Source organism: Aureimonas sp. CAS (assembly GCF_059838215.1).
Genome location: NZ_CM187563.1, coordinates 2,003,125 through 2,028,399 on the forward strand (window position 1 = coordinate 2,003,125; position 25,275 = coordinate 2,028,399).

The 25,275-nt window shown below is 68.3% G+C and carries 21 protein-coding genes; 6 read left to right on the top strand and 15 right to left on the bottom strand.

All coding sequences use genetic code 11. From position 1 onward, the window contains the following. Nucleotides 1-33: 33 nt before the first annotated feature. The 5 genes from AC6R2M_RS09740 to AC6R2M_RS09760 all read right to left on the bottom strand — a co-directional run bounded on the left by AC6R2M_RS09740 (nt 34) and on the right by AC6R2M_RS09760 (nt 5,594). The gene (locus AC6R2M_RS09740) at nt 34-1,035 is read right to left on the bottom strand and encodes an ABC transporter ATP-binding protein (protein ID WP_500481615.1); all 1,002 of its coding nucleotides are present in this window, start codon (nt 1,033-1,035) and stop codon (nt 34-36) included. Further along, nucleotides 1,032-2,015 (bottom strand): ABC transporter ATP-binding protein, encoded by a 984-nt coding sequence (locus tag AC6R2M_RS09745; protein ID WP_500481617.1) that lies wholly within the window; start codon nt 2,013-2,015, stop codon nt 1,032-1,034. The genes AC6R2M_RS09740 and AC6R2M_RS09745 overlap by 4 nt, the downstream gene beginning before the upstream one ends. Beyond that, nucleotides 2,012-2,935 carry an ABC transporter permease gene (locus AC6R2M_RS09750; RefSeq protein WP_500481619.1) on the bottom strand — a complete coding sequence of 308 codons (924 nt, stop codon included), beginning with the start codon at nt 2,933-2,935 and terminating at the stop codon, nt 2,012-2,014. Before AC6R2M_RS09750 ends, AC6R2M_RS09745 begins: the two co-directional genes overlap by 4 nt. Then, complete coding sequence (locus AC6R2M_RS09755) at nt 2,932-3,909, bottom strand: ABC transporter permease (RefSeq protein ID WP_500481621.1); 978 nt, start codon at nt 3,907-3,909, stop codon at nt 2,932-2,934. Before AC6R2M_RS09755 ends, AC6R2M_RS09750 begins: the two co-directional genes overlap by 4 nt. Nucleotides 3,910-3,977: 68 nt before the next feature. After that, the gene (locus AC6R2M_RS09760) at nt 3,978-5,594 is read right to left on the bottom strand and encodes an ABC transporter substrate-binding protein (protein ID WP_500481622.1); all 1,617 of its coding nucleotides are present in this window, start codon (nt 5,592-5,594) and stop codon (nt 3,978-3,980) included. A 60-nt stretch (nt 5,595-5,654) separates the two neighbouring features. Between AC6R2M_RS09760 and AC6R2M_RS09765 the strand changes: the two genes are divergently transcribed. From AC6R2M_RS09765 to AC6R2M_RS09780, 4 genes are all read left to right on the top strand, one after another. Further along, entirely contained in the window at nt 5,655-6,677 is a 1,023-nt protein-coding gene (locus AC6R2M_RS09765; RefSeq protein ID WP_500481623.1) for a LysR substrate-binding domain-containing protein, read from the top strand. After that, nucleotides 6,674-7,840, top strand: coding sequence for an acetylornithine deacetylase (gene argE, locus AC6R2M_RS09770; protein ID WP_500481624.1), 1,167 nt, complete (start codon nt 6,674-6,676; stop codon nt 7,838-7,840). The genes AC6R2M_RS09765 and argE overlap by 4 nt, the downstream gene beginning before the upstream one ends. Before the next feature lie 174 nt (nt 7,841-8,014). Next, nucleotides 8,015-8,212 (top strand): hypothetical protein, encoded by a 198-nt coding sequence (locus AC6R2M_RS09775; protein ID WP_500481625.1) that lies wholly within the window; start codon nt 8,015-8,017, stop codon nt 8,210-8,212. A 53-nt stretch (nt 8,213-8,265) separates the two neighbouring features. After that, nucleotides 8,266-11,526 (top strand): helicase-related protein, encoded by a 3,261-nt coding sequence (locus AC6R2M_RS09780; protein WP_500481626.1) that lies wholly within the window; start codon nt 8,266-8,268, stop codon nt 11,524-11,526. Between the two features lie 12 nt (nt 11,527-11,538). On the opposite strand, the gene AC6R2M_RS09785 is transcribed toward AC6R2M_RS09780, so the two are convergent. From AC6R2M_RS09785 to AC6R2M_RS09825, 9 genes are all read right to left on the bottom strand, one after another. Further along, nucleotides 11,539-11,904, bottom strand: a complete 366-nt coding sequence (locus AC6R2M_RS09785; RefSeq protein WP_500481627.1) for a TfoX/Sxy family protein — start codon at nt 11,902-11,904, stop codon at nt 11,539-11,541. 7 nt (nt 11,905-11,911) lie between these two features. Beyond that, on the bottom strand, nt 11,912-12,289 hold the full coding sequence (gene sufA, locus AC6R2M_RS09790) for a Fe-S cluster assembly scaffold SufA (protein WP_500481628.1): 378 nt from the start codon (nt 12,287-12,289) through the stop codon (nt 11,912-11,914). 66 nt (nt 12,290-12,355) lie between these two features. After that, nucleotides 12,356-12,778: an SUF system Fe-S cluster assembly protein gene (locus AC6R2M_RS09795; RefSeq protein ID WP_500481629.1), complete on the bottom strand. Its 423-nt coding sequence runs from the start codon at nt 12,776-12,778 to the stop codon at nt 12,356-12,358. A gap of 10 nt (nt 12,779-12,788) precedes the next feature. Beyond that, the gene (locus tag AC6R2M_RS09800) at nt 12,789-14,036 is read right to left on the bottom strand and encodes a cysteine desulfurase (RefSeq protein ID WP_500481630.1); all 1,248 of its coding nucleotides are present in this window, start codon (nt 14,034-14,036) and stop codon (nt 12,789-12,791) included. 107 nt (nt 14,037-14,143) lie between these two features. Next, entirely contained in the window at nt 14,144-15,388 is a 1,245-nt protein-coding gene (gene sufD / locus AC6R2M_RS09805) for a Fe-S cluster assembly protein SufD (RefSeq protein WP_500481631.1), read from the bottom strand. Between the two features lie 3 nt (nt 15,389-15,391). Then, nucleotides 15,392-16,147 carry a Fe-S cluster assembly ATPase SufC gene (gene sufC, locus AC6R2M_RS09810; protein ID WP_500481633.1) on the bottom strand — a complete coding sequence of 252 codons (756 nt, stop codon included), beginning with the start codon at nt 16,145-16,147 and terminating at the stop codon, nt 15,392-15,394. 107 nt (nt 16,148-16,254) lie between these two features. After that, nucleotides 16,255-16,596 (bottom strand): GIY-YIG nuclease family protein, encoded by a 342-nt coding sequence (locus tag AC6R2M_RS09815; protein ID WP_500481634.1) that lies wholly within the window; start codon nt 16,594-16,596, stop codon nt 16,255-16,257. A gap of 77 nt (nt 16,597-16,673) precedes the next feature. Then, nucleotides 16,674-18,203 (bottom strand): Fe-S cluster assembly protein SufB, encoded by a 1,530-nt coding sequence (sufB, locus tag AC6R2M_RS09820; protein ID WP_500481635.1) that lies wholly within the window; start codon nt 18,201-18,203, stop codon nt 16,674-16,676. 140 nt (nt 18,204-18,343) lie between these two features. Beyond that, on the bottom strand, nt 18,344-19,528 hold the full coding sequence (locus tag AC6R2M_RS09825) for a cysteine desulfurase family protein (RefSeq protein WP_500481636.1): 1,185 nt from the start codon (nt 19,526-19,528) through the stop codon (nt 18,344-18,346). Between the two features lie 225 nt (nt 19,529-19,753). On the opposite strand from AC6R2M_RS09825, the gene AC6R2M_RS09830 reads away from it, so the two are divergent. Together AC6R2M_RS09830 and tyrS are read left to right on the top strand one after the other, a co-directional pair. Continuing rightward, complete coding sequence (locus tag AC6R2M_RS09830) at nt 19,754-20,428, top strand: alpha/beta hydrolase (RefSeq protein WP_500481637.1); 675 nt, start codon at nt 19,754-19,756, stop codon at nt 20,426-20,428. 41 nt (nt 20,429-20,469) lie between these two features. Then, nucleotides 20,470-21,717, top strand: coding sequence for a tyrosine--tRNA ligase (gene tyrS, locus AC6R2M_RS09835; RefSeq protein WP_500481638.1), 1,248 nt, complete (start codon nt 20,470-20,472; stop codon nt 21,715-21,717). Nucleotides 21,718-21,776: 59 nt separating this feature from the next. On the opposite strand, the gene AC6R2M_RS09840 is transcribed toward tyrS, so the two are convergent. Further along, the gene (locus AC6R2M_RS09840) at nt 21,777-25,067 is read right to left on the bottom strand and encodes a hypothetical protein (protein WP_500481639.1); all 3,291 of its coding nucleotides are present in this window, start codon (nt 25,065-25,067) and stop codon (nt 21,777-21,779) included. Between the last annotated feature and the right edge of the window lie 208 nt (nt 25,068-25,275).

Genomic DNA, 25,275 nt, shown 5'->3' on the forward strand with positions numbered 1-25,275 from the left:
CTCCTTCATGCGTATGCGAATGGGGGAAAGGGTTCAGGCCGCGCGGTCGTTCAGATGACAGGCCGAAAGCCGGCCGGGCGCGATCTCCTTCAGCACCGGCCGTTCCGCCGAGCAGCGATCGAAGGCGTGCGGGCAGCGTGGGTGGAAGTGGCAGCCGGACGGGGGTTTGAGCGGCGACGGGATCTCGCCCCGGATCGGATTGTAGCGCCGCTTCTGCGTGTCGAAGCGCGGGATCTCGGCGATCAGCGCCTGGGTGTAGGGATGGTTCGGCTCCGCGAAGAGCGACTGCGCCTCGCCGGTCTCGACGATACGGCCAAGATACATGACGGCGATGCGGTCGGAGATGTGCTGCACGACGCCCAGATCGTGGCTGATGAAGAGATAGGTCAGGCCGAGCTCTTCGCGCAGGCGCATGAAGAGGTTCAGCACCTGCGCCTGGATCGAAACGTCGAGCGCGGCGACGCTCTCATCGCAGACGATGAACTCGGGGTTCACCGCCAGCGCCCGCGCGATGCCGATCCGGGCCCGCTGGCCGCCGGAGAACTGGTGCGGGTAGCGGCTGCGCACCGAAGGATCGAGCCCGACGCGCTCCAGCGTCTGCGCCAGGAAGCCGTCCATCTGCTTGCGCGGCACGAGCCCATGGACGCGCGGCGCCTCGCCGATGATCTCCGACACGCGCATGCGCGGATTGAGCGAGGACATCGGGTCCTGGAAGACGAACTGGATGTTGAGCGCCGCCTCGCGGGCCTCCGCCCCTTTCAGAGCCGCGACGTCCCGACCCTTGTAGAGAATGCGCCCTTCGGTGGCGCTGAGGAGCCCGGCGACCATGCGCCCGAGCGTGGACTTGCCGCAGCCCGACTCCCCGACGAGCCCCACGACCTCGCCCTTCTGGACCGAGAGATCGACCCCATCGACGGCATGGACCGTCTTCGCCTCGATCGTCGAGCCGAGCAGGCGAGCCGTCTTCTGCGCGACGTCGAGCTCCTGCCGGAACCGCTTGGCGACGCCCTCGACGGCCAGCAGCGGCGCGCTCATCGTGCCGCCTCCGGTGCGGCGCCATGCGGGTGAAAGCAGCGCGCCCGGCGCGCCGCGCCCATCTCGCCCAGCGGCGGCTCGACGAGACAGGCCTCGTCGGCGCGCTCGCAGCGCGGACGGAAACGGCACCCTTCGGGTAGATTGAGAAGAGACGGAGCCATGCCCTTGATCTGCTTCAGCATTGTGCCATGCGTCTTTCCATGCGGCACCGACTCGATCAGGCCCTTGGTGTAGGGGTGGCGCGGGTCCGCGATCACCTGTGCGGTCGGCCCTTCCTCGACGATCCGGCCCGCGTACATGACCGCCAGACGGTCCGCGAGACCGGAAACGACCGCCAGATCGTGGGTGATCCAGATGAGCGACGTACCGGTCTCGGCGCACAGCTTCTGCACTTCGGCGAGGATCTGCGCCTGGATGGTCACGTCGAGCGCCGTCGTCGGTTCGTCCGCGATGATGAGGTCGGGTTTGTGCAGGAGCGCGATGGCGATCGCCACGCGCTGGCGCATGCCGCCGGAGAATTCGTGCGGGTAGGATTTCAGCCGCTCGTCCGGCGCCGAGATGCCCACCTGCACCAGCGCCTTGCGCGAGCGCTCCAGCGCTTCGGCCTTCGAGACCCTGTCGTGTGCGAGCACGGTCTCGACCATCTGCGTGTCGACCCGGAGCACCGGGTTCAGCGTCATCATCGGGTCCTGGAAGATCATGGCGATCCGCTTGCCGCGCAGGCGCCGCATCATCCGCTCGCCGCCCGCGACGAGGTCGTCCCCGTCGAAGATCACCTGGCCGGATACGATCCGTCCCGGCGGATCGACGAGGCCGAGCAACGAGAAGCCGGTGACCGACTTGCCGGAGCCGGATTCGCCGACGAGCCCGAGGATCTGGCCGCGTTCCAGGCGCAGGTCCACCCCGTCCACCGCCTTGGCGACGCCGTCCTCGGTGAGGAAGTGGGTCTTCAGGCCCCGCACATCGAGAAGCGCGCTCATCGCTGGAGCCTCGGGTTCAGGACGTCGCGCAGCCGGTCGCCGACGAGATTGATCGCGACGATGGTCGTGAGCAGGGCGATGCCCGGAAAGACGGAGACCCAGTAGCGGCCGGAGAGGAGGTAGTCGTAGCCGTTGGCGATCAGGAGCCCGAGGGAGGGCTGGGTCACCGGCACGCCGACGCCGAGGAAGGAGAGCGTCGCTTCCAGCGCGATGGCGTTGGCGATCTGGACCGTGGCGACGACGATCAGCGGCGGCACGCAGTTCGGCAGGAGATGCCGGAACATGATCCGCCGATGCGACAGCGCCAGACACCGTGCCGCCTGAATGTAGTCCTTGCGCGTCTCCACCAGCGCCGAGGATCGGACCGTGCGCGCGTAATAGGCCCATTGGACGATGACGAGCGCGACGATGACCATGCCGATGCCGCGTCCGAAGAGCGCGAGCAGGATCAGCGCGATGAGGATGGAGGGGAAGGAGAGCTGCAGATCGACGAGGCGCATGATGGCGCTTTCGAGCTTCCCGCCGAAATAGGCTGCCGCCGTGCCCGCCGCGACGCCGATGGTGATGGCGAAGACGAGCGAGACGAAGGCGACGATCAGCGAAATGCGCAGGCCGTAGAAGATGGCCGACAGCATGTCGCGTCCCTGCGCGTCGGTGCCGAGCCAGTAGGTCATGCCCGAGAAGCTCGTCTCGCCGGGCGGCAGGCCGCCATCGAGAATGTCGAGCGAGCGCAGGTCGTAAGGGTTCTGCGGCATGATCCAGGGCGCCGCGAAGGCGAGCACCGCGATCAGGGCAAAGACCAGGAGGCCGAGAACCGCGAGCCTGTCGGCGAAGAAGCCGCGCACGAGGCGCCTGAAGGGCGTGTCCCGCTTCGCCCGGTCGGGCTGCGGCTCGGCGGCGGGAAGCGTCGTCTCGCTCATGCCGCGTCTCCCGCAAGGCGAACCTTCGGATCGAGGAAGGAGTAGAGAACGTCGACGACGAGGTTGATCGTGATGATGATGACCACCGTCAGCATGAGGTAGGCGACGATCACGGGCCGGTCGAGGAGGTTGATCGAGTCGATCAAAAGCTTGCCCATTCCCGGCCAGGCGAAGACCGTCTCGGTCACGACGGCGAAGGCGATCATCGAGCCGAGTTCGAGACCGAGGATCGTCACCACCGGGATCATGATGTTCTTGAGGATGTGCACGAGCACGATGCGGCGCGGCGATATGCCCTTGGCGCGCGCGAACTTCACGTAATCCTGCAGCGAGACCTCGCGGGTGTTCGCGCGGGCCAGCCGGATCACCAGCGCCATCTTGAAGAGCGCGAGGTTGAGCGCGGGGAGCAGGAGATGCCGCCAGCCGTCCGCCGTCAGGAAGGAGACGCGCAGGCCGAACAGGTCCACCGTCTGGCCCCGCCCGCCCGCCGGCAGCCATCCCAGGAAGACGGCGAAGACGAGAATGAGGATGAGCCCCTGCCAGAAGTTCGGCAGGGAGAAGCCCAGGATCGAGCCGGCCATGACCGAGCGGCCGCCGATCGAATCCGGCTTGAGGCCGGCGTAGACGCCGAGCGGGACGCCGAGGAACACGGCGATGAAGAGCGCGACGAAGGCCAGTTCCATCGTCGCCGGCAGGCGCTCCAGGATGATCTCCACCGCCGGCCGCCCGTAGACGAAGGAGGTGCCGAGATCGCCCCGCAAGGCGTTGCCGACGAAGGTCAGATATTGCTGCCAGAGCGGCTGGTCGAGGCCGAGGCGGGCGATGGTCGCGGCACGCTCGGCCTGCGTGGCGTCGGGGGCGACGAGCACCTCGATCGGGTTGCCGATCGCATAGACGCCGAGGAAGACCAGCGTTCCCATGACCGCGATGGCGATCAGGCTCTGGCCGAGCCGGCGGATCAGATAGACGAGCATCGAGGGTTCACGCTCCGGCGGGGACGAGGGCGCAGAGCCGCCCTCGCCGCCCGTTTTCGCTGGTCGGCTTACTGCGCGCCTTCGGCCTGCTTCACCGCGTAGGCCAGAGTGTACTGGTCGACGCGCGGCACGTAGGTGACCTTCGGCGACATCGCCCAGGCGGACCGCTCGTAGTGGAGCGGAATGATGCCGTGGTCGTCGAGCGCCAGCGTCTCGGCGTCCTGGAGAAGCTGCGAGCGCTCGTCGTCGTCGATCGTCACCATGGCGCGGGCCAGGATCTCGTCCATCTCCGGGTTGGAGTAACGGCCGGCATTGGTCACGCCCATGCCCGCCTCCGGGTCGTAGGTCGCCACCAGCGAGCGCAGCGGCGAGGACATTTCGCCCGAAGCCGCGCCCCAGCCGGCCAGGAACATCGGAAACTCGAGCGCGTTCCGGCGCGAGAAGAACTGGCTCGCCGTGGAGGCGTCCACGTTCACCTCGATGCCGACGCGCGCCAGCATCTGGGCCACGGCCTGCGCCACCTGCTCGTCGTTGATGTAGCGGTCGTTCGGCGTTCCGAGGGTGATGCCGAAGCCGTCCGGATAGCCGGCCTCCGCCAGAAGCTCCTGCGCGCGCGCCGGGTCGTAGGAATCGGCCGCGCGGCCCGATGTGCCGAACATGGGCGGCGGCAGCAGCTCGCCGGCGGCCTCCGCATAGCCGCCCATGATGCGCTCCACGATCGCCTCGCGGTTGACCGCCAGCGAGATCGCCTCGCGCACGCGCTGGTCCATCAGAGGGTTCTGGCCATCGGTCCCGGTGATGGACGGGGGATTCTCCTGCTGGAACAGCGCCAGATAGATGACGCGGTTGGAGAGGGAATCGACGACCGAGAAGCCGGACTGCTCCAGACGCGGCAGATCCTGGATCGGCGGCGACTCGATCAGGTCCACGTCGCCCGACAGGAGCGCGGCGACGCGGGGGCCGGCGCTGGAGATCGGGCGCAGGATGACCTGTTCCCAGTCCGGCGCCTCGCCCCAGTAACCGTCGTTGCGGTTCAGGACGATCTGGGCGCCGCGGGTGTATTCGCCGAGCGTGTACGGCCCCGTGCCGGACGCCACCGACGGATCGTTGAAGGCGGCCTGCTGCGGTACTTCGCCCAGACCCTCGCAGGTGTTGTTCGGGCCGAAAGTGACCGTATCCTCGGCGCCGGCCGCTGTCGCCGACAGGATCGCCCAGGTGGAGCTCTCCACGGGAAGCAGCGGGTTGGGGCCGTCCGTCTCGATGATGAGGGTGTGGTCGTCCTCCGCCGTCATGGACGTGACGGAGGAGGTGTAGAGGCTGAAGGAGGACGGGGAGTTTTCCACCAGCGGAATGCGGCAGACGCTGTAGATCACGTCGCGGGCGGTGAAGGGCGATCCGTCATGGAAGGTAACGCCCTCGCGCAGCCTGTAGCGCCACGTCGTGTCGTTCACCGCCTCCCACTCGGTCGCGAGCTGCGGCTCCAGCGCCTGGGTGGGATCCTGCTGGATCAGCGATTCGAAGACGTTCTGCCGGACCTGCGTGTTGGTCGCGAGATTGTGGAACTGCGGGTCCATCGAGGTCGGCTCCGAGGCCAGACCGATGCGCAGCGTCTGGGCCTGCGCCTGCGCGGCCAACGCCCCGAAGGCGATGAGGCCGGCGGCCAGACTCGTCGTATGTCTCATCATCGTCGCGTCTCCTGAACTCCGCGTCATCGGCCCTGCGGCGCGATTGGCAGGGACGCTATTATGCGTTATGCGAAACGCAAAGCAGAAATTTCATGCACGATGGTTATAGACGAGGCACGGATTTCGACGCCCCTCCCCGACGACCGGACGCCGAACGCCCGCCGGTCCGCCGTCACGTTGCGCGAGCTGGAGGTTTTCCAGGCGATCGTCGAGACCGGGACCGCGACCAATGCGGCCCGTCGGCTCGGCCTCTCGCAGCCGGCGGTGAGCCGCGCCGTCGCACAGCTGGAAGCCCAGCTCGCCAAGCCCCTGTTCGAGCGATCGGGCGGCCGGCTGCTGCCCACCGCGCACGCTCTGGCGATCGCCGCGGAGGTCGGGCCGCTGTTCGTGGCGCTGGAGCGGATCACGCAGGCCGCGCAGGAGCGGCCCTCCGGTCACGAGGGCGAGCTGACCATCGCCGCTTCCCCGACCATCGCCCACCGTTTTCTGCCGCCCTTCGTGGCGAGCTTCGCCAAGGCCCATCCGCGGCTCGACCTCCGCTTCGAGATCGTATCGAGCGACGTTCTCGTCACGAGCGTCGCCGAGGGCCGTTTCGACGTCGCGCTGACCGACAATGCGGTCCATCATCAGGGCGTCCAGAGCGAACTCCTTCTGGAGACGAGCGCGATCTGCGTGATGCCGGCCCAGCACCGCCTGGCGGGGCGGCTCGAAGTCACGCCGGAAGACCTCGACGGCGAGCCTTTCGTCGCTTTGACGCGCAGACATTCCGGCCGCGCCGCGGTGGACCGCATCTTCGATCAGGCAGGCGTTCGCCCGAAAATCGCGATCGAGGCCGCGACCGTGGTCTCGGCGCTCGAATTCGTCCGGCACGGGCTGGGAATCGCGATCCTCAATCCGATGGCGATCCAGCGCTCGCTGGACCCGTCCGTGACGGCCCTTCCCTTCGCGCCCGCCATCGCCTATCGCGCCTCCTTCCTGCTTCCCGCCAGCCGCCCCTGCCCGCCCGCCGTCGCCGACTTCATGAGTCTGGTGTCGGCCGGGGCCGGCGAAGCCGTTCCCGCCTTCCAAAGGACCTTCCCATGACCTCTCCGACGAGCGCGGACCTCCTCGCCCGGCTCGTGGCCTTCGATACGACGAGCCGCAACTCCAACCTCCCGCTCATCGAGTTCGTCGAAGGCTTCTTCGCCGATCACGGCATCGGCGCGCGGCGCATCGCGGACGAGACGGGAGAGAAGGCCAATCTCTGGATCACGATCGGGCCGGACGTGCCGGGCGGAATCATCCTGTCCGGCCACACCGACGTCGTGCCGGTGGACGGGCAGGACTGGTCGAGCGATCCCTTCCAGCTGACGGAGCGCGACGGACGCCTCCATGCGCGGGGCGCCTGCGACATGAAGGGCTTCCTCGCCTGCGTCATGGCGGCGGTGCCCAGGATGCTGACGAGCGAACTGGTCCGACCGATCCACATCGCCTTCTCCTACGACGAGGAGGTCGGCTGCGTCGGCGCGCGCCGCATGGTCGAGCGTCTCGCCGAGGACGGCGTGGCGCCGGCCTACTGCGTCGTCGGCGAGCCGACGATGATGGAGGTGGTGACCGGCCACAAGGGCAAGCGCTCCATGAAGGTGACCGTGCGCGGTCTCGCCTGCCACTCGTCGCTGGCGCCCCAGGGTGTCAACGCGGTCGATTACGCCGCACTGATGGTGGTGCGGATGCGCGAGATCGCCAAGCGCCTCGCCGGAGACGGCGCGCGCGACGAGGCCTTCGACGTTCCCTTCTCCACCGCCCACACCGGCACCATCGCCGGCGGAACCGCGCTGAACATCGTTCCGGACGAGTGCTCGTTCCTGTGCGAGTTCCGCGCGCTGCCGAGCGAGGATCCGGACATCTATGTCGAGGAGCTTCGCGCCTATGCGCGGGAGCTGACGGCGGAGATGCGGGCGGTCTCGCCGGACACTGGGATCGACGTCGAGGTCTATGCCGGGTTCCCCGGCCTCGACACCCCGCCGGAGGCCGAGATCACGACACTGGCCAAATCCTTCGCCGGAGCGAACGGGCATTCGAAGGTCGCCTACGGCACCGAGGCCGGACTGTTCGCGAAGGGTCTCGGCTGCCAGACGATCGTTTGCGGACCGGGCTCAATCACGGTCGCGCATCGGCCGGACGAGTATGTCGAGCAGAGCCAGCTCGACCGCTGCGACCGGTTCCTGGACAAGCTGATCGCCTGGAACAGCAGCGAAGCCCGCTGACCGCGGGCCGACGCACGCAGTCCGTGCCGAAGGGTTGCGTGCGCGGGCAATCTGCCGCAAGTCGCAACCTTCACCCCGTCCTGTCCATTTCCGACATCGAGCCCCCCGGGGGCCGCGCGATCCTCCGCTTCCGTGGAGCGGTCGGCGATGCACGTGAGAGAGATCGAAATTTCCATGTCCGTTCGCAACGAAAGCCGCACCGCCCGCACGATCGACACCCTCCGGCCGTCCACGGACGGCGGCATGCCGCTTGCCAAGTCGCGCGCCGCTTCCACCGGGGATGCCCGCCGCCCGACCCGAGCCGACGAGAAGCGCGCCTTCCTCACCCGGCTCGAACGTTCCCGAACGAGCCTGTTCCACGGTTCGGACTGACAGACCGGTCGCGAAGGCGACCGGCGAAAGACCCGCATGATTGGATTCCCGCCGTGCTCCAGACCGTGACGCTCGAGACCCAGGCTGCGAGCGTGGAGCATCTCAGCCCGCTACGCCCCGTCGGCGCCGTGGCTGCGACGGTCGCCCGCCTCGCGGCGCGACCCAAGGCACGGCCGATCCTCTATGTCGCCCGCAATTCGAGCCGCGCGCGCGAGATCCACGCCGTCCTCTCCATCCTGACGGGACCCGAGCGCACGGCGCTGCTCCCGCGCTGGGACGGCTACCCGGCCGACGGCGTCGCCCCGAGCGCGACGGCGGTCGGAAAACGCATGAGCCTCCTGCGCTGGCTGCTGAACGAGGAGAAGCGCCCGGCGGCGGTGGTGACGACGGCGGCCGCGCTCATGCGGCGCGTGCCGCCGCGACGCGTCTGGCAGGACATCCACATCGAGTTCCGCGTCGGCGATTCCATCGAAATCGGCGACGTCGAGGCCCGGCTCGCGCGCATCGGCTACGTCCTCGACGAGCGCTGCGACGAGCCCGGCGAGGCGGCGATCCATGGCAGCGTCATCGAGTTCTTCCCGGCCGCCGCGCCGCGCCCGTGCCGGATCGAGCACAAGGACGGGGTCATAAGATCCATCCGCTCCTTCGACCCCGTGACGCAGCGGTCGGTGGCCGGCACTGAGCATCTGATCGTCGATCCGGCGAGCGAGCGCGTGGGCGAACTGGGGGACGATGCCCGGAACCGCTCGCTTTCGCTGGCCGAGCTCTACGGTGAAGCCGAGACGCTTTTCGACTACCTCCCGGACGCCGAGATCGTCCTGGAGTCGGAGGCCGACCGGTCCGCGAGCGCCTTCCACGCTTCTCTGGAGGATACGGACAAGCGGCAGGCACGCGACTTCCTCACCGACCAGGAATGGGAGACGAGGGTCGCCGAGCGGCTGAGTGCCGTCGTCGAGGAGGCGCGTCCGTCGGACGAGGATTCGCACGTTCCGCTCTTCGCCAGCCGGCGGGACGCGCTGACGGCCGTTGAGGCCTTCGCCGAACCGCTTCGCGAGCGCGGCTACCGTATCGTTCTCGCGGCGCCCAAGGGCGGCGAGGCCGGGCTGTGGAGCCGGCGCCTCGCCCGACTGTTCGGAGCCCGGACCGCCAGGGCCGATGATTGGGGAACGGTACTGAAGGCCGAACCCGGAGCGCTCCTTCGGCTCGAAGCCGAGATCGCCGAAGGCTTCGTCGCCCATGAGGACAAGGTCGTCGTCCTGACGCTGCGCCACCTCGCCGGGCAGTCCCGCGGGAGCAGCGCCGAAGCGGCGGAGGACGTGTTCCGCCGCAACGACGAGCTGTTCGGCATCGGCGACGCGGTCGTCCATATCGATCACGGGGTGGGCATTCTCGAAGGTCTGGAGACGGTCGGAGACGAGATCGAGAACGAGGCGATCCGGCTGCGCTTTGCCGACGATGCGACCCTGCTCGTGCCTCTGCACGAGATCGGTGCACTCTGGCGATATGGCGGCGAAGGGACGGAGGTCTCTCTCGACAAGCTGAAGGGCGATTCCTGGATCGCCAAGCGCAACCGCATCGTGGGCGAGATCGCCGCGACCGCCGGGCGCATGGTGGAGCGGCTCAAGGAGAAGGACAGGGCGAAGGCCAAGCCGCTGCAGCCGGACCGCGTGGCCTTCGAGCGCTTCTGCGAGCGGTTCGCCCACGACCTGACGCCCGGCCAGGGCCGGGCCGTGGACGCGATCCTGGCCGATCTGCGCTCCGGGCGGCCGATGGACCGCCTGCTGTGCGGCGACGTCGGCTTCGGCAAGACCGAGGTGGCGTTGCGCGCGGTGGCGGCCGCCGCGCTCTCCGGCCGCCAGGTCGCCGTCGTCGCCCCGACGACCGTTCTGGCGCGTCAGCACTTCGAGACCTTCGCAAAGCGCTTCGCCCGGGATGGAATCGAGATCGCGCTTCTCTCACGCCTGCAGAGTTCGCAGGAGGCTCGCGACATCCGCGAGCGTCTGGCGGACGGGCGCATTCGCGTTCTCGTGGCGACCCATGCCATTTGCGGAAAGGACGTCGCCTTCGACGACCTCGCTCTCGTCGTGATCGACGAGGAGCAGCGGTTCGGGTCGCGTCACAAGGAGACGATCCGCAAGCTCGCGCCGGACCTGCACGTCCTGTCGATGACGGCGACGCCCATTCCCCGGACGTTGCAGGCCGGGTTCGTCGGCCTGCACGACATCTCGGTGATCGAGACGCCGCCCGTCCGGCGCAGGCCCATCCGCACGCGGACCGTGTCGATCGAGGATGAGGCCGTCCGCGACGCCCTCCTCGCGGAAAAGGCGCGCGGCGGGCAGAGCTATGTCGTCTGCCCCCGGATCGAGGACATCGCCCCCATGGCCGAGCGGCTCGCGGAGCTGGCGCCGAATCTGTCCGTCGCCACGCTGCACGGCGAGATGGCGCCCGCCGAGGTCGAGCAGACGATGATCGATTTCGCTGACGGGAAAGGCGACGTTCTGCTCGCAACGAACATCATCGAGAGCGGGCTCGACGTGACGGCGGCGAACACGATGATCGTCTATCGGCCCGACCGCTTCGGGCTCGCCCAGCTCCACCAGCTCCGGGGCCGGGTCGGGCGCGGGGTGCGGCGCGGGACCGTGCTCCTGGCCACCGAACCGGAGGCCGAACTGACCGACGCGGCCCGCCAGCGCCTCGAAACCCTGGAGCGTCTGACCGCGCTCGGCTCCGGCTTCGACATCAGCGCGCGCGACCTCGACATGCGCGGCGCGGGCGAGCTGCTGGGAGACGAGCAGGCCGGCCATCTCCAGCTGATCGGCCTGTCGCTCTACCGCCGGACGCTGGAGCGCGCGCTCAAGACCGCTCGCCGCGAGGACCCCGGCGACGACTGGCGTTGCGAGCTGAACACCGGCATCGCCGGCACGATCCCCGCCGATCACGTGCCCGAGCCGGAGCTGCGGCTGGAGCTCGCGGTCGCGCTGGACCGCGCCGAGGACGAAGCGGCGCTGACCCGCCTCCGGACGGAGATCACCGACCGTTTCGGCCCGATTCCGTCCGCGCTCGACCGGACCTTCCGGCTGGCGGCCCTGCGGCTTCGGGCGACGACGCTCGGAATTCGCCGGCTGGATGCGGGACCGAAAGCCGTGGCCGCGACCTTCTCCCTCGACGATTCGAAGGCCTTGAAGAAGCGCATCAAGCCTCGAAAGGGGAGCGCGCTTCGCTGGTCGGAGCTTCGGCTGATCAGCGAGGAGCCGAGCGACAGCGAGGACGAGCGCTGGGCGGCGATCGACGCGCTGCTCGACCGCATCGCCTGATCGCGGCGGCCGTCAGGCGCGAGGCGACGCGCGCTTGCGCGACGGCCCGGACGCCTTGCGCCCCGTAGCGTTCCGAGCCGCGCTGACCGCCACGAGCGCCCAGCGGGCCATCTCGTCGTCATCCTCCAGCGCTTCGTCGGGGAGACGGTAGTACGGCATGGCGACGGGCGCCCGGCCGGGGCGCGTGTAGCGCCAGCGGTCGCAGCCGGCCGCTTCGTAGGTTGCCTCGGTCTCGGGATCGCATTTCAGATAGAGCTCGCCGTCGAGGACCACGGCGATGATGATCCCGTCGCAGTAGATGCCCTGCCCGCCGAACATCCGCCGGATCGAGATCGCGGGAAGCGAGGCGAAGAGATCGCGCAGATGCTCCTCGTCCATCGGGGGCTCAGGCCTCGGCGGCCTCCAGACGGCTGCGCTCGGCCGGCTTCAGCTCGACCGATTCGCCGCAGCCGCAGGCCGAGGTCTGGTTCGGATTGCGGAAGGTGAAGCCGGACCGCAGCACCGTCTCCTCGTAGCCCATCTCGGTTCCGAGAAGGAACAGGACGGCCTCGGGCGCCACATAGACGCGCGCGCCGTCCTTCTCGACCATGTCCTCGCCGGGCCTGGCCTCGGTCACGAGGTCGATCGTGTACTCCATGCCCGCGCAGCCGCCCTTCTTGACCCCGACGCGAATGCCCAGCGCTTCATCGCCCTTCGCGGCCATGATGGAACGGACACGCTCGGCGGCGTCTTCGGTGAGGGTGAGGACGGAGAAGCGGCCCATGGTCCTGGCTCCCATATCGGAGTGCAAGCTGAAGATGGCTTCGGCGGCCGGGGCGCGCAAGGCGCCTCAGTACCAGCCGACGGCGACCTGCGCCTCTTCGCTCATCCGCTCGGGCGTCCACGGAGGATCGAAGACGAGCTCGACCTTCACCGCCTGGATGCCCTCGACGGAGGCGACGGCGTTCTCGACCCAGATCGGCATCTCGCCCGCGACGGGACAGCCCGGCGCGGTGAGCGTCATCTGCACGTCGACATTGCGGTCGTCGTCGATGTCGATCTTGTAGATGAGGCCGAGCTCGTAGATGTCGGCCGGAATTTCCGGGTCGTAGACCGTCTTCAGCGCCGAGACGATGTCGTCGGTCAGGCGCGTCAGCTCCTCCGCGGGAATGGCGGACTGGGCCGTGCCGCCCGCGAAGGCGACATTGGCGTCGGCGGTGTCGGTCGTCGCCACGGGCTCGGCCTTGGCGGCGCCGTCTGGATGTTCGGTCATCGTCTCGTCCTCAGGCGAAGAATCGCCGCGCCTTTTCGAGTGCGTCCGCAAGGCGATCGATCTCGGCCTTCGTGTTGTATAGCCCGAAGGATGCCCGGCATGTAGACGTCGCGCCGAAGCGCTTCAACAGGGGCTGCGCGCAATGGGTGCCCGCGCGCACCGCGACGCCCTCCCGATCGATGACCATCGAGACGTCATGGGCGTGGATGCCTTCGAGATCGAAGGAGACGATGGCGCCCTTGCCCGGCGCCTCGCCGTAGATGCGCAGCGCGTTGATCGCCTTCAGCCGCTCGTGGGCGTAATCGCGCAAGGATTCCTCGTGCGCGAGGATCGCCTCGCGGCCGATCCCGCGCATGTAGTCGAGCGCCGCGGCGAGGCCGATCGCCTGCACGATCGGAGGCGTGCCCGCCTCGAAACGGTGCGGCGGTGCGTTGTAGCTGACGCCCTCCTCCGACACCTCCACGATCATCTCGCCGCCGCCCTTGAAGGGGCGCGTGCGCTCCAGCATCTCGCGGCGGCCGTAGAGGACGCCGATGCCGGTCGGACCGTAGAGCTTGTGGCCGGTCATCACGTAGAAGTCGCAGCCCAGATCCTGCACGTCGACCGGCAGGTGGACCGCGCCCTGGCTGCCGTCGACGAGGGTCGCGATGCCCTTCCCGCGCGCCAGCGCCACGATCTCCTTCACCGGCGTGACGGTGCCGGTGACGTTCGACATGTGCGTGAACGCGATCAGCTTGGTGCGGGGCGTGATGGCGCGTTCGAAGGCCTCGACGGAGATCGAGCCGTCGTCCTCGACGGGCACGAAGACGAGCTTGGCGCCCTGCCGCTCACGCAGGAAGTGCCACGGCACGATGTTGGAGTGATGCTCCATCTGGGTCAGGACGATCTCGTCGCCCTCCCCGATCTCGGGCATCGCGTAGCCATAGGCGACGAGGTTGATCGCCTCGGTCGCCCCGCTCGTGAAGACGATCTCCTCGTGAGAGGCCGCGTTCAGGAAGACGCGCACGGTCTCGCGCGCGGCCTCGAAAGCGTCGGTCTGGGCGTTCGACAGGAAGTGAAGCCCGCGATGAACGTTGGAATAGGTGTGCGTGTAAGCGTACTGGATCGCGTCCAGCACCTGACGCGGCTTCTGCGCCGAGGCGCCGTTGTCGAGATAGACGAGCGGCTTGCCGTAGACCTCGCGCGACAGGATCGGGAAGTCGGCGCGGATGGCCTCGACGTCGTAGGTCGTCGAGGCTGTGGCGGTCTCAACCGTCATGGGACAGGAACTCCATCAAGAGGCCGCCGAACGGCAGAAGGCAGGCGGAGCCGATCCGGCTCGGCCGCCGATCGAGATCTCGACCGCGACCGTGCCGGAGCGCCGGTTCATCTCGGCACCGCCAGCCACTCGTCGATGCGCGCTTCCAGAACCTCGACCGCCGCTTCGTGCTCCAGCTCCTCGACGACCTCGTCGACGAAGGCCTTCACCAGAAGCGCGCGCGCCTGGGCCTCGGGAATGCCGCGGCTCATTAGGTAGAAGAGATGGTCGGCGTTGATCTCGCCCGCCGTCGCGCCGTGGCCGCAGACGACGTCGTCGGCGAAGATTTCCAGCTCGGGCTTGGCCGAGAAGTCGCCCTCGTCCGAGAGAAGCAGCGAGTTGCAGGCGAGCTTGGCGTCGGTCTTCTGCGCGCCCTTGGCGACGCGGATCATGCCTTGGAACACGCCGTGCCCGCCGGTCACCACGTTGCGGAACACCTCCGAGGCGGTGGTGTGCGGCACCATGTGGTTCAGCGAGGTCGTGACGTCGACGTGCTGGCCCGCCTTGAGCAGGTTCACGCCCCGGATCATCACGTGCGCGCCCTCGCCGAGGGTTTTGGCATGAACCTCCTGCCGCACGACGGCGCCGCCGGCGTTCAGCACGAAGACCTTGAGGACGGAATTGGCCCCGAGCGTCACGTTGAGCTGGCCGAGATGGCTTTCGCCCTCGCCCTTCTCCTGATCCACGATCCAAAGCACCTCGGCGTCGTCGCCGAGGGTCAGCGCGTTGACGGCGGTCGACAGAGCGCTCTGCGAGCCCGCCGAAAGGCGCTCCACGATCACCGCCTTCGAGCCCGAGCCGAGCGAGACGGACGAGAAGCCGTGGCTGCCGTCCGCGCGCGGCGCGGCGCGCAGCTCGATCGGACGCTCGACATTCGCGCCGTCAGCGACGGCGATCGAGGAGCCGGTGGCGCCGAGGGCGGTGTTCAGGAGCCGCACCGTGTCGAAGGCGCGGTCGAGATGGTTGACCGATTCCGCCCAGCCCAGCTGCTCGGAGGAGCGCTCGACATGGACGCCCGGCAGCGGATCGTTCGAACCCGCCTCGGCGCCGAGCTCGATGACCGCGCTGTTCGGGATGAGCGGCGCGAGGAAATCGCCTCCCGCGGACGGTCCGGCCTCCAGCGGACGGCGCCCGAGAAGCGCGCGCAGGTCCGTGTAGTGCCAGGCCTCGACGCGCCGGCTCGGCAGGCCTTCGGCCCGCAGCGCTTCGAGCGCCGCCTGGCGGTTCGAGTCGGCGACGGCGCCCGAACCCTCCGCGCGCTCGATCAGCGCGGCTTCGGCGGGCGTTCGGTTTGTCTTCAGAACGGCGGACATGGATCAGGCCGCCTCCCCGATCACCTGACTGTAGCCCTCGTTCTCCAGCTGGAGCGCGAGGTTCTTGTCGCCCGACTTGATGATGCGGCCCTTGTAGAGGACATGCACCGTGTCCGGCACGATGTAGTCGAGCAGGCGCTGGTAGTGGGTGATGACGAGGAAGGAGCGCTCCGGGCCGCGCAGCGCGTTGACGCCGTCCGCGACGATCTTCAGGGCGTCGATGTCGAGGCCGGAATCGGTCTCGTCCATGACGCAGAGCTTGGGCTCCAGGAGCGCCATCTGCAGGATTTCGGCGCGCTTCTTCTCGCCGCCCGAGAAGCCGACGTTCAGCGGCCGCTTGAGCATGTCCGCCTCGATCTTCAGATCGGCGGCGGACGCCTTCACGCGGCGCATGAAGTCCGGCGTCGTCAGCTCGGCCTCGCCGCGCGCCTTGCGCTGCGCGTTCAGCGCGGTCTTCAGGAACGTCATCGTGGCGACGCCCGGAATCTCCAACGGATACTGGAAGGCGAGGAAGACGCCCGACGCGGCGCGCTCGGCGGCGTCCATCTCCAGGATCGACTCGCCATTGTAGAGGATGTCGCCCTCGGTGACCTCGTAGTCCTCGCGCCCGGCGATGATGTAGGACAGCGTCGACTTGCCGGAGCCGTTCGGCCCCATGATCGCGGCGACTTCGCCGTCCTGCACCGTCAGATCGAGCCCGCGCAGGATCTCGGTGTCGGTGTCCGCGACGCGGGCGTGAAGGTTACGGATTTCGAGCATCGTGCGGTCTTCTTCGTTCGTGTCATCGATCGGCGGCCGCGAAGGCTGCCACTTCTGTCTCTCTCCGGCCGTCATCCTCGGGCTTGTCCCGAGGATCTGCCGACCCGTCAGTGATAGTCGCCCCGCATTAGCGAATTCGGATGCGGTCTGTATTCGTCGTCGATCTCGTCGATGCGTTCGAAGAGATCAAGCCAAGTCGGGTTCAGTCCCTCGGTCAGGCTCGTCTTCCATTCGCGCCGGTAGCGTTTCAGCGACTTTTCCCGCTGGATCGCCAGAACGATGTTCGGGTGGCGTTCGAACCATACTAGGTTCGTGGCACGATACCGTGACGTAAAACCTTCGACGCTTCCGCTTCTGTGTTCGAGGGTTCGCCGACGAATGTCGTTCGTTACCCCCGTGTAGATCACGCCCCGCGGCCGATCCGACATCATGTAGACGAAGCCGGTCAACGCGCGTCCATCGGCTTAGACCCTCGGGACGAGCCCGAGGATGACGGCGGTGGGAGTGGCCATCGCAGCGAAAATCCTCACCCGACGCTCCCCTCTAGCGAGATCCCGATCAGCTTCTGGGCTTCGACGGCGAACTCCATCGGCAGCTGCTGGATGACGTCCTTGACGAAGCCGTTGACGATGAGCGCCACGGCCTCCTCCTCCGGGATGCCGCGCTGCATGCAGTAGAACAGCTGGTCCTCGGAGATCTTGGACGTCGTCGCCTCGTGCTCGAACTGCGCGGTCGAGTTCTTCGACTCGATGTAGGGCACGGTGTGCGCGCCGCACTCCTCGCCGATGAGCAGCGAGTCACACTGCGTGAAGTTGCGCGCGTTCGCCGCCTTGCGGTGGGCCGAGACCTGTCCGCGATAGGTGTTGTTCGAATTGCCGGCCGAGATGCCCTTCGAGATGATGCGGCTCGACGTGTTCTTGCCGAGATGAATCATCTTGGTGCCCGAGTCGATCTGCTGACGGCCGTTGGAGACCGCGATCGAATAGAACTCGCCGCGCGAATTGTCGCCGCGCAGCAGGCAGGACGGGTACTTCCAGGTGATCGCCGAGCCGGTCTCGACCTGCGTCCAGGAGATGCGCGAGTTCGCGCCCCGGCAGTCGCCGCGCTTGGTCACGAAATTGTAGATGCCGCCCTTGCCCTCCTTGTCGCCCGGATACCAGTTCTGGACGGTGGAGTATTTGATCTCGGCATCGTCCAGAGCGACGAGCTCGACGACCGCCGCGTGCAGCTGGTTCTCGTCGCGCTGCGGCGCGGTGCAGCCTTCCAGATAGGAGACGTAGGAGCCCTTGTCGGCGATGATGAGCGTGCGCTCGAACTGGCCGGTGTTGCGCTCGTTGATCCGGAAGTAGGTCGACAGCTCCATCGGGCAGCGCACGCCGGGCGGCACGTAGACGAAGGAGCCGTCGGTGAAGACGGCCGAATTCAGCGTCGCGAAGAAATTGTCGGAGACCGGAACGACCGAGCCCAGATACTTCTTCACCAGCTCGGGGTGCTCGCGGATCGCCTCGGAGATCGGCATGAAGATCACGCCGGCCTTCTGGAGCTCCTTCTTGAAGGTCGTCGCGACCGAGACCGAATCGAAGACCGCGTCCACCGCGACCTTGCGCCCGTAGCCGTTTTCCGTCGCCTCGCCGTCCTCGTCGAGCTTGGAGGGCTCGTCGGCGCGGCGCACGCCCGCGAGGATCTCCTGCTCCTTGAGCGGGATGCCGAGCTTCTCGTACGTCCGCAGGATCTCGGGATCCACCTCGTCGAGCGAGGCCGGGCCGTCGGCCCAGTTCTTCGGCGCGGCGTAGTAGTGGATGTCCTGATAGTCGATCGGCGGATAGTCGAGGCGCGCCCAGTCGGGGCTCTGCATCGTCTTCCAGCGCTCCAGCGCCGCCAGACGCCATTCGAGCATCCATTCCGGCTCGTTCTTCTTGGCCGAGATGAGCCGCACCGTCTCTTCGTTCAGCCCCTTGGGGGCGACGTCCATCTCGATCTCGGTCTCGAAGCCGTATTTGTACTGATCGACGTCGATGCGCGCGACCTGATCGATGGTTTCCTGAACTGCCGGCATGCTCGATTTTCTCCATCCTCGCCGGATTCAAGGTCCGGTGGTCGGACAGGCACGCGGACGTGCCCGTTGGGTCTGGCTCAAATAGTCATTCCGGCCGCAAACTTGAAGCCGGTATTCTGGAATGATTGCAATCTTCGACGTCAGGCGACGCGACGATCCGGCGTGCGGTCGGCGGCACGTTCGACGAGCTCGCTCAAGGCCAGCGCGACCGCATCCACCTCGGCCTCGGCGGTCTCGTAGCCGAAACTGACGCGGATTGCACCGGCGGCGAGGTCGATCGGCAATCCGGCGCGGTGATGGGCCGCGAGGACCGGGCTCGCCGCGACCTTGCCGGACGCGCAGGCCGATCCGCCGGAGACCGCGAAGCCCTGCAGATCCAGCGCGATCTGGGCCGTCTCGCTGCGAAGGCCGGGACCTGCGACGAAGACGGTGTTCGGCAAACGCTCGACGCCGTCGCCGACGACGATCGCGCCGCTTCGCTTGAGCCTGTCCTCCAACCGCGTGCGCAGGGCGAGGAGCCGGGCGATGTCATCCGGCCCCCGCGCGGCCGCGATCCCGGCCGCCGCGCCGAAGCTGGCGATGGCGGGCACCGCTTCCGTTCCGGCGCGGTGGCGGCGCTCCTGCCCCCCGCCGACGATCAGCGGCGCGGGACAGACGAAGGGGTCGGCGAGCACCAGCGCACCGACGCCGATCGCCGCGCCGATCTTGTGCCCGGACAGGAGGATCGCGTCCGCCCCGAGGTCCGCGATGTCGAGCGGCATCCGCCCGGCAGCCTGGACGGCGTCCACGAGGAAGATGACGTCGCGCCCCGCCAGTGCCTCGCGGATCGGAGCGAGGGGCTGGATCACGCCGCTTTCGTTGTTGGCGAGCGTGATCGCGAGAAGCGGCGTGCCCTCGCCCGGCATGTCGAGCCAGTCGCCGAGGGCGTCGATCAGAAGGTGGCCGTTCACATCCACGGGCAGTTTGGTGACGCTCTCGGCGCCGAGGCGCCCGCCCTCGCGGAAGCATGGATGGTCGGTCTCGACCACGGCCATGCGCGTGACCCGCGCCGTCTCCTCGCCCCTCCGCCAGAGGGGCGAAAGGGCGGCGTTCGCCGCCTCGCTGGCGCCGCTGGTGAAGATGACGCCGTCCGGGTCCGCGCCCGCAAGCGAGGCCACGGAGCGGCGCGCGTCCTCGACGATCCCCCGTGCCCTGCGGCCTTCGCGGTGGACCGAGGAGGGGTTCCCCGCGTCCGAAAGCGCGCGCAGCATGGCGTCCCGGGCCTGCGGCAGGAGCGGAGCCGAGGCGTTGTGGTCGAAGTAGAGGCGGCGCGTCCCGTCCATCATCCAATCCCGTCGCTCGGCTCGGAGACGGCCTCGGCAGGCCGCAAATTTCTTGAATTCGCCGCGCTCGCCGGACTATAGAGCGCGGCAGCCAGACGTGACAGTTTCGAACTGTTCCAATCGAATTCGAGCGTATGGACCCGTCCGATCTGCGTCAAGGCGGGGACGCCCGCGTCCAACGGCAGGCCGCCCCGGCCCCGTGCGCCTCCCGATCCGTAGGATACGAGAATGCCCGAAGTCATCTTCAACGGCCCGGCCGGCCGCCTCGAGGGCCGTTATCAGGCCGCGAAGGAAAAGAACGCGCCGATCGCCATCGTGCTGCATCCGCACCCGCGCTTCGGCGGCACGATGAACAACCAGATCGTCTACCAGCTCTTCTACATGTTCCAGGAGCGCGGCTTCACGACGCTGCGCTTCAACTTCCGCGGCATCGGCCGCAGCCAGGGCGAGTTCGACCACGGCGCGGGCGAGCTGTCGGACGCCGCCTCGGCGCTGGACTGGGTGCAGAGCCTCCACCCCGATTCCAAGCATTGCTGGGTCGCCGGCTATTCCTTCGGCGCCTGGATCGGCATGCAGCTTCTGATGCGCCGGCCCGAGATCGAGGGCTTCATGTCCATCTCGCCGCAGCCGAACTCCTACGACTTCTCGTTCCTGGCGCCCTGCCCCTCCTCGGGCCTCATCATCCACGGCGACAAGGACCGCGTGGCGCCGCCCAAGGACGTCCAGACGCTCGTCGACAAGCTGAAGACGCAGAAGGGCATCCTGATCACGCAGAAGACGATCGAGGGCGCCAACCATTTCTACACCGAGCACACGCCCGAGCTGATGGCCGAGTGCGCCGACTATCTGGACCGGCGCCTGGCCGGCGAACTGACCGACGAGCGCCCCAAGCGCCTCAAGTGACCTGAGGCTGTCACGGACAGCCGAACGCCCGAGAAGACCCGATGAGCCGTTTCAAGTCCGACTTCCTGCGCGTCCTCGACGAGCGGGGCTTCATCCATCAGATCTCCGATCCGGAAGGATTGGACGCTCTGGCGTCGAAGGGTCCGATCACGGGCTATGTCGGCTACGACGCGACGGCGACGTCGATCCACATCGGCAATCTCATCACCGTCACCATGCTCTACTGGCTGCAGGAGACGGGCCACAAGGCGATCAGCCTGATGGGCGGCGGAACGTCGATGGTAGGCGACCCGTCCTTCCGCGACGACCAGCGCCAGCTCCTGACGACCGACCAGATCCAGACCAATATCGACGGCATCCAGCGCGTCTTCGGCAACATCCTGAACTATGGCGGCTCGAACCCCGCCATCATGGTGAACAACGCCGACTGGCTCCTGAAGCTGAACTATCTGGAGTTCCTGCGCGACGTCGGCCGGCATTTCTCCGTCAACCGGATGCTGTCCTTCGATTCGGTGAAGCTGCGGCTCGACCGGGAGCAGTCGCTCTCGTTCCTCGAGTTCAACTACATGATCATGCAGGGCTACGACTTCACCGAGCTCAACCGGCGCTACGGCACGGTCCTGCAGATGGGCGGCTCCGACCAGTGGGGCAACATCATCAACGGCGTCGACCTCTCGCACCGCATGGGCGGGCCGCAGCTCTACGCGCTCACGACGCCGCTCCTGACCAAGTCCTCCGGCGAGAAGATGGGCAAGTCGGCCTCCGGCGCGGTCTGGCTCAACGGCGACCTCTTCTCGCCCTACGATTTCTGGCAGTACTGGCGGAACACCGAGGACGCCGACGTCGGGCGTTTCCTGAAGATCTTCACGCGGCTGCCGCTGGACGAGATCGCGAGGCTCGCGAGCCTCGGCGGCTCGGAGATCAACGAGGCGAAGAAGGTGCTCGCGACGGAGGCGACCGCCATCGTCCACGGCCGCGAGGCCGCGACGAAGGCGGCGGAGACCGCGCGCATCGCCTTCGAGGAGGGCGCGCTCGCCTCCGACCTGCCGACGATCGAGGTTCCCGCTTCCGAGCTTTCCGCCGGCGTCGGCATCCTCGGCCTTCTGGTGCGCGCGGGTCTCGCCTCGTCCAACGGCGAGGCACGGCGCCACGTTCAGGGCGGCGGCGTTCGCCTGAACGACGCGTCCGTCTCCGACGAGCGTCAGAGCGTCGGCAGTGCCGATCTCGCGGAAGGCGTCGTGAAGCTCTCGGTCGGTCGCAAGAAGCACGTTCTCGTCCGCCCGGTCTGAGGAGGGCGAACGGTCGATCGGAACATCCGAAAGGGCGCTCTCGGGCGCCCTTCTTCGTATCAGTACTCGAAAATCTGCCGGAAGACGCCGGGCGCGATGATGGAGATCGGGTTCACCGTCAGCGTCGGCGAGGCGAAGGCCCCGGAGAGCTGATAGGTCAGGCCGAGCAGCCCGCCCTCGTTGCCGTTGCCGAGAATACGGCCGACGAGCGGGATCGAGCCGAAGATCCGGTTGACGCTGTAGGCCGGCATGAACGAGCCGACGATGTCGATGCGGCTTTCGCGGTCGTAGAGGATGCCGGCGAAGCTGGAGCCGAAGACCGGCCCCCTTATGATGCCGTTGGACACGCCGAGACGGCCGTCGCCGTAATGCAGGACGGCGGAGGCCTGATCGAAATAGGCGCGGCTGGTGCGCAGGTCCTGGCCGAGCGCCTGCGAGAGCGTCCCCTGTCCGGGAACGGGCTCCGAGCCGACGAAGCGCTCCAGCCGCGGCTCGTCGACGAGCGTGAAGTCCTGGATCGAGATGACCCCCTGGTAGGAGCCGTCCGGCGCGCCCTGAAGGTCGAGCGTCGCTGTGCCGGCCTCCATGTTGCCGTAGAGCCCGGCAAAGCCGATGAAGGCGCCGAGGTCCTGCGTGGAGACGCGCAGCGCCGGCCCGCTCTCGCGTGGCGAGAGATCGACCTGAACCGCGCCCTGGCCCGTCCGCCCGGCCACCGAAAGCGCCGCGAGACGCCCGTCCACGCTGGCGTAGTTCAGCTCGATGCCGCTCAAGGTCCGCTCGTCGAAGCCGCGCACCGTGTCGATGCTCGCGGCGATGTCGAAGGTCAGGCCCGAAGCGGTGCCTGAGCGGGGGCGACCGGCGCTCGCCTTCAGCTCCTGCAGCAGCGGTCGCGCGTCGAAGCGGCTCCCCTCGATGTCGAGCGAGAAGCCGTTGGGGCTGCGGTCCATCGAAAGCGAAATCCGGTCGCCGGGGTTCAGCGCCACGTCCCGCAGCCGCGCGGAGCGCAGGCCCTGCCCGTCAATGGTGGCAGAGCCCGCCGCCGAGAAGCCCGCGCCGGCCATGCGGATGTCGTTGAGGTCCATCGTTCCATCGCGGTTGACGATGGAAAGGTCGATCGTGGCGGGAACGCCGCCGCCCTTGCGCCATGCGATGGAGGGAACGGTCAGCGCCGTTCGGGTCAGGTCGAGATGGGCGCGCAGGCCCACCGAATCCTGCGTCAGCTCGGCCGCGATCGGCCCTTCGATCGCGCCGCGCATCGCCGGCACGAGCTCCATGGCCTTTGCGGCGGACACGTCGAGATCGATGGTGACGAGCCGTTCGACGGACGAGTTCGACCCGACCGGAACGCTCAACGCGATGTCGGCCGGCATGTCGTCCATGAGCCCCGCGAGCTGCGCGCGGGCGGCGTCCGGCTCGACGTCCAGCGTGCCGCTCAGATTGGCGAAGCGCCGTCCCTGGTAGGGAACCAGCAGGGAGGCGTCCATCAGATCGGCGGTCACGGACCAGCCGCGGAGAATCTGCGACGCTTCGATCTCGTCCCCGATGCGAAGCTGCGCGTGGGCCTTGGCCCGCGCCGTGCCCGCGACGTCCGCCGGGGTGAAGTCGAGCGTCCGCAAGGCCCGGATCGGCGGCGCGTCGGCAATGGCGAGGAGTTGCCCGGCATCGCCCGCCGCCTCCAGATGGAAGTCGAAGAGCGTGTCGCGACGGTTGCCGTCGTCCGGCTTCGTCAGGACCAGCCTCGAGGCGCCGATCGCGACCGCCGGGTGATCCTCGACCATGGCGTCCTGCAGCGCGATCCGGGTTCGGCTTCCGCGCACGGCGATGTCGCCATTGGCCTGAAAGAGGCGCGGCAGACCGCCGAAGGTGGAGAGATCCGCCCCCTCGATCTCCACGTCCACCCTGAGTTCGCCGGCGCGCAGCCGCCCCTCGCGCCCGAAGGCGCCTTCGAAGCGATCGCGGCGCACGGCGACGGCGATCTCGGCGCTCGCGGCCCGGCCCTCGTCGCCGAGATGGGAGACGATCCACCGCCGCGCGCCCCCCGCCAGATTGAAGGGCCAATACGCCTTCAGCGTCCGCGCGCCGATCTTCGTGCCGATCAGGTCGACGCGGGTCATTCCCTCCGGGCCGGACAGGTCGAGCTGGCCCGACCCCTCCAGCGTCTCCTCGCCCGAGGCGAAGGCGAGGCGCGTCAGCTCCGCGCGCGACGCCGGCAGGTCGAGCACGCCTTCGGCGCGAAGGGAGGCTTCCAGCGGTTCCTCCACCCCTTCGGGCAGGCCGACGCGGGACAGGATCCTCGGCGCCTCGATGCGGAAGCGCGTCTGCTTGGACCCGGCGTGAACGGGCTCGAACTCGCCCACGAGATCGAACGAGACTCCGGAGAACCGGACCGGGCTCTCTACGATCTCGATCCGCTCCTCGCCGCCGCGATGGCGGAAGCGAAGCTCGGCCTGCTCGATGCGCGTGCGGTTGCGCCCGAGCTGGACCGCACCCGGCCCCGACGTGACGATGAGGTCGGACACGAGAGTGCCCTCCTGCGGCTCGCGGCGGGCCCTCAGCGTGACGGCGAGATCGGCGTCGGTGGCGAACCTGCGCTCGTCCCGCAAATCCTCCGGCGGTCCGGGCGGGGCGACGAGACGCATTTCCGCCGGGCTGGAGCGAACGGAAAGGTCCTGGAGGCGCCCCCCTTCGAAGGCAGCCTCTCCCGTCAGAGACAAGGGCAGCGGGCCGAGCGACAGGGCGGCCGCGAGGTCGAGGCGCCCGGCGCCGTCACGGCGCAGCTCGGCGAAGTGCAGATGCAGCTTCTCGATCCCGCCGGGCATCTTCGGCAGGCCCTCGACCGCAATGTTGTTGAAGGCGACCGTCTCGAAACGGAAGGCGTTCAGCGCCGCCAGCTGGCGTTCCAGCGCGGCGAAGGCGTCGTCGGCGACCGCCGAGACGCTCGGCACCTCGTTCGGGCCGGCGCGCAGGCCGAGCGTTTCGAGGTCGATGCGAGCCCCGGAAATCTCCAGACGCCCGAATTCGAGCCCGCCCCCGACGAGCGGCAGGAGACGCACGGCGAAGGCGACACGATCGACAGCCGTCGCGGGACCGGCCTCGCCGACCTTGGAGAGGGTGACGCCCTCCCAGCCGATCGCCAGCGTTCCGTCGGGCCGCATCTCGAAAGTCTGCTCGCCGAGATCGCTGGCGTAGGTCGGGCCGAGCAGGCGGGCGATGGTCGCCTGCGTGCGGGTTCGCGCAAAGTCGCGTCCGGTCTCGGTGCCGAACAGGAACGCCACGGCGCCCGCCCCGAGGAAGACGAGCAGGACGGGCACGCAAAGCGCGACGATCAGGATGCGGCCAAGGAGCCTCATCCGAAAGAAACGCTCGTCCCGGCCCAGGCCATCGACGGCGGCGTGGCCTTTCGCAGGCGAAGGCCGGGGTGCGGGGCGCCGCGCTCCATCGTCTCGATCCTCTTGCCCGCGCCGATTCGTCCGCGACGCGAAGGAGCGCGCCGCACCTGCCAAAATCGTGGAGTTCGGTTTACGAATCCTTCCTCTCCATGTGACCGAAAGGAAGGCG

Excerpts from the sequence above, each read along its gene's own strand:
- AC6R2M_RS09740 (WP_500481615.1), bottom strand. The coding sequence starts at position 1,035 with ATGAGCGCGCCGCTGCTGGCCGTCGAGGGCGTCGCCAAGCGGTTCCGG.
- AC6R2M_RS09745 (WP_500481617.1), bottom strand. The coding sequence starts at position 2,015 with ATGAGCGCGCTTCTCGATGTGCGGGGCCTGAAGACCCACTTCCTCACC.
- AC6R2M_RS09750 (WP_500481619.1), bottom strand. The coding sequence starts at position 2,935 with ATGAGCGAGACGACGCTTCCCGCCGCCGAGCCGCAGCCCGACCGGGCG.
- AC6R2M_RS09755 (WP_500481621.1), bottom strand. The coding sequence starts at position 3,909 with ATGCTCGTCTATCTGATCCGCCGGCTCGGCCAGAGCCTGATCGCCATC.
- AC6R2M_RS09760 (WP_500481622.1), bottom strand. The coding sequence starts at position 5,594 with ATGATGAGACATACGACGAGTCTGGCCGCCGGCCTCATCGCCTTCGGG.
- AC6R2M_RS09765 (WP_500481623.1), top strand. The coding sequence starts at position 5,655 with ATGCGTTATGCGAAACGCAAAGCAGAAATTTCATGCACGATGGTTATA.
- argE (WP_500481624.1), top strand. The coding sequence starts at position 6,674 with ATGACCTCTCCGACGAGCGCGGACCTCCTCGCCCGGCTCGTGGCCTTC.
- AC6R2M_RS09775 (WP_500481625.1), top strand. The coding sequence starts at position 8,015 with ATGTCCGTTCGCAACGAAAGCCGCACCGCCCGCACGATCGACACCCTC.
- AC6R2M_RS09785 (WP_500481627.1), bottom strand. The coding sequence starts at position 11,904 with ATGGACGAGGAGCATCTGCGCGATCTCTTCGCCTCGCTTCCCGCGATC.
- sufA (WP_500481628.1), bottom strand. The coding sequence starts at position 12,289 with ATGGGCCGCTTCTCCGTCCTCACCCTCACCGAAGACGCCGCCGAGCGT.
- AC6R2M_RS09795 (WP_500481629.1), bottom strand. The coding sequence starts at position 12,778 with ATGACCGAACATCCAGACGGCGCCGCCAAGGCCGAGCCCGTGGCGACG.
- AC6R2M_RS09800 (WP_500481630.1), bottom strand. The coding sequence starts at position 14,036 with ATGACGGTTGAGACCGCCACAGCCTCGACGACCTACGACGTCGAGGCC.
- sufD (WP_500481631.1), bottom strand. The coding sequence starts at position 15,388 with ATGTCCGCCGTTCTGAAGACAAACCGAACGCCCGCCGAAGCCGCGCTG.
- sufC (WP_500481633.1), bottom strand. The coding sequence starts at position 16,147 with ATGCTCGAAATCCGTAACCTTCACGCCCGCGTCGCGGACACCGACACC.
- sufB (WP_500481635.1), bottom strand. The coding sequence starts at position 18,203 with ATGCCGGCAGTTCAGGAAACCATCGATCAGGTCGCGCGCATCGACGTC.
- AC6R2M_RS09825 (WP_500481636.1), bottom strand. The coding sequence starts at position 19,528 with ATGATGGACGGGACGCGCCGCCTCTACTTCGACCACAACGCCTCGGCT.
- AC6R2M_RS09830 (WP_500481637.1), top strand. The coding sequence starts at position 19,754 with ATGCCCGAAGTCATCTTCAACGGCCCGGCCGGCCGCCTCGAGGGCCGT.
- tyrS (WP_500481638.1), top strand. The coding sequence starts at position 20,470 with ATGAGCCGTTTCAAGTCCGACTTCCTGCGCGTCCTCGACGAGCGGGGC.
- AC6R2M_RS09840 (WP_500481639.1), bottom strand. The coding sequence starts at position 25,067 with ATGAGGCTCCTTGGCCGCATCCTGATCGTCGCGCTTTGCGTGCCCGTC.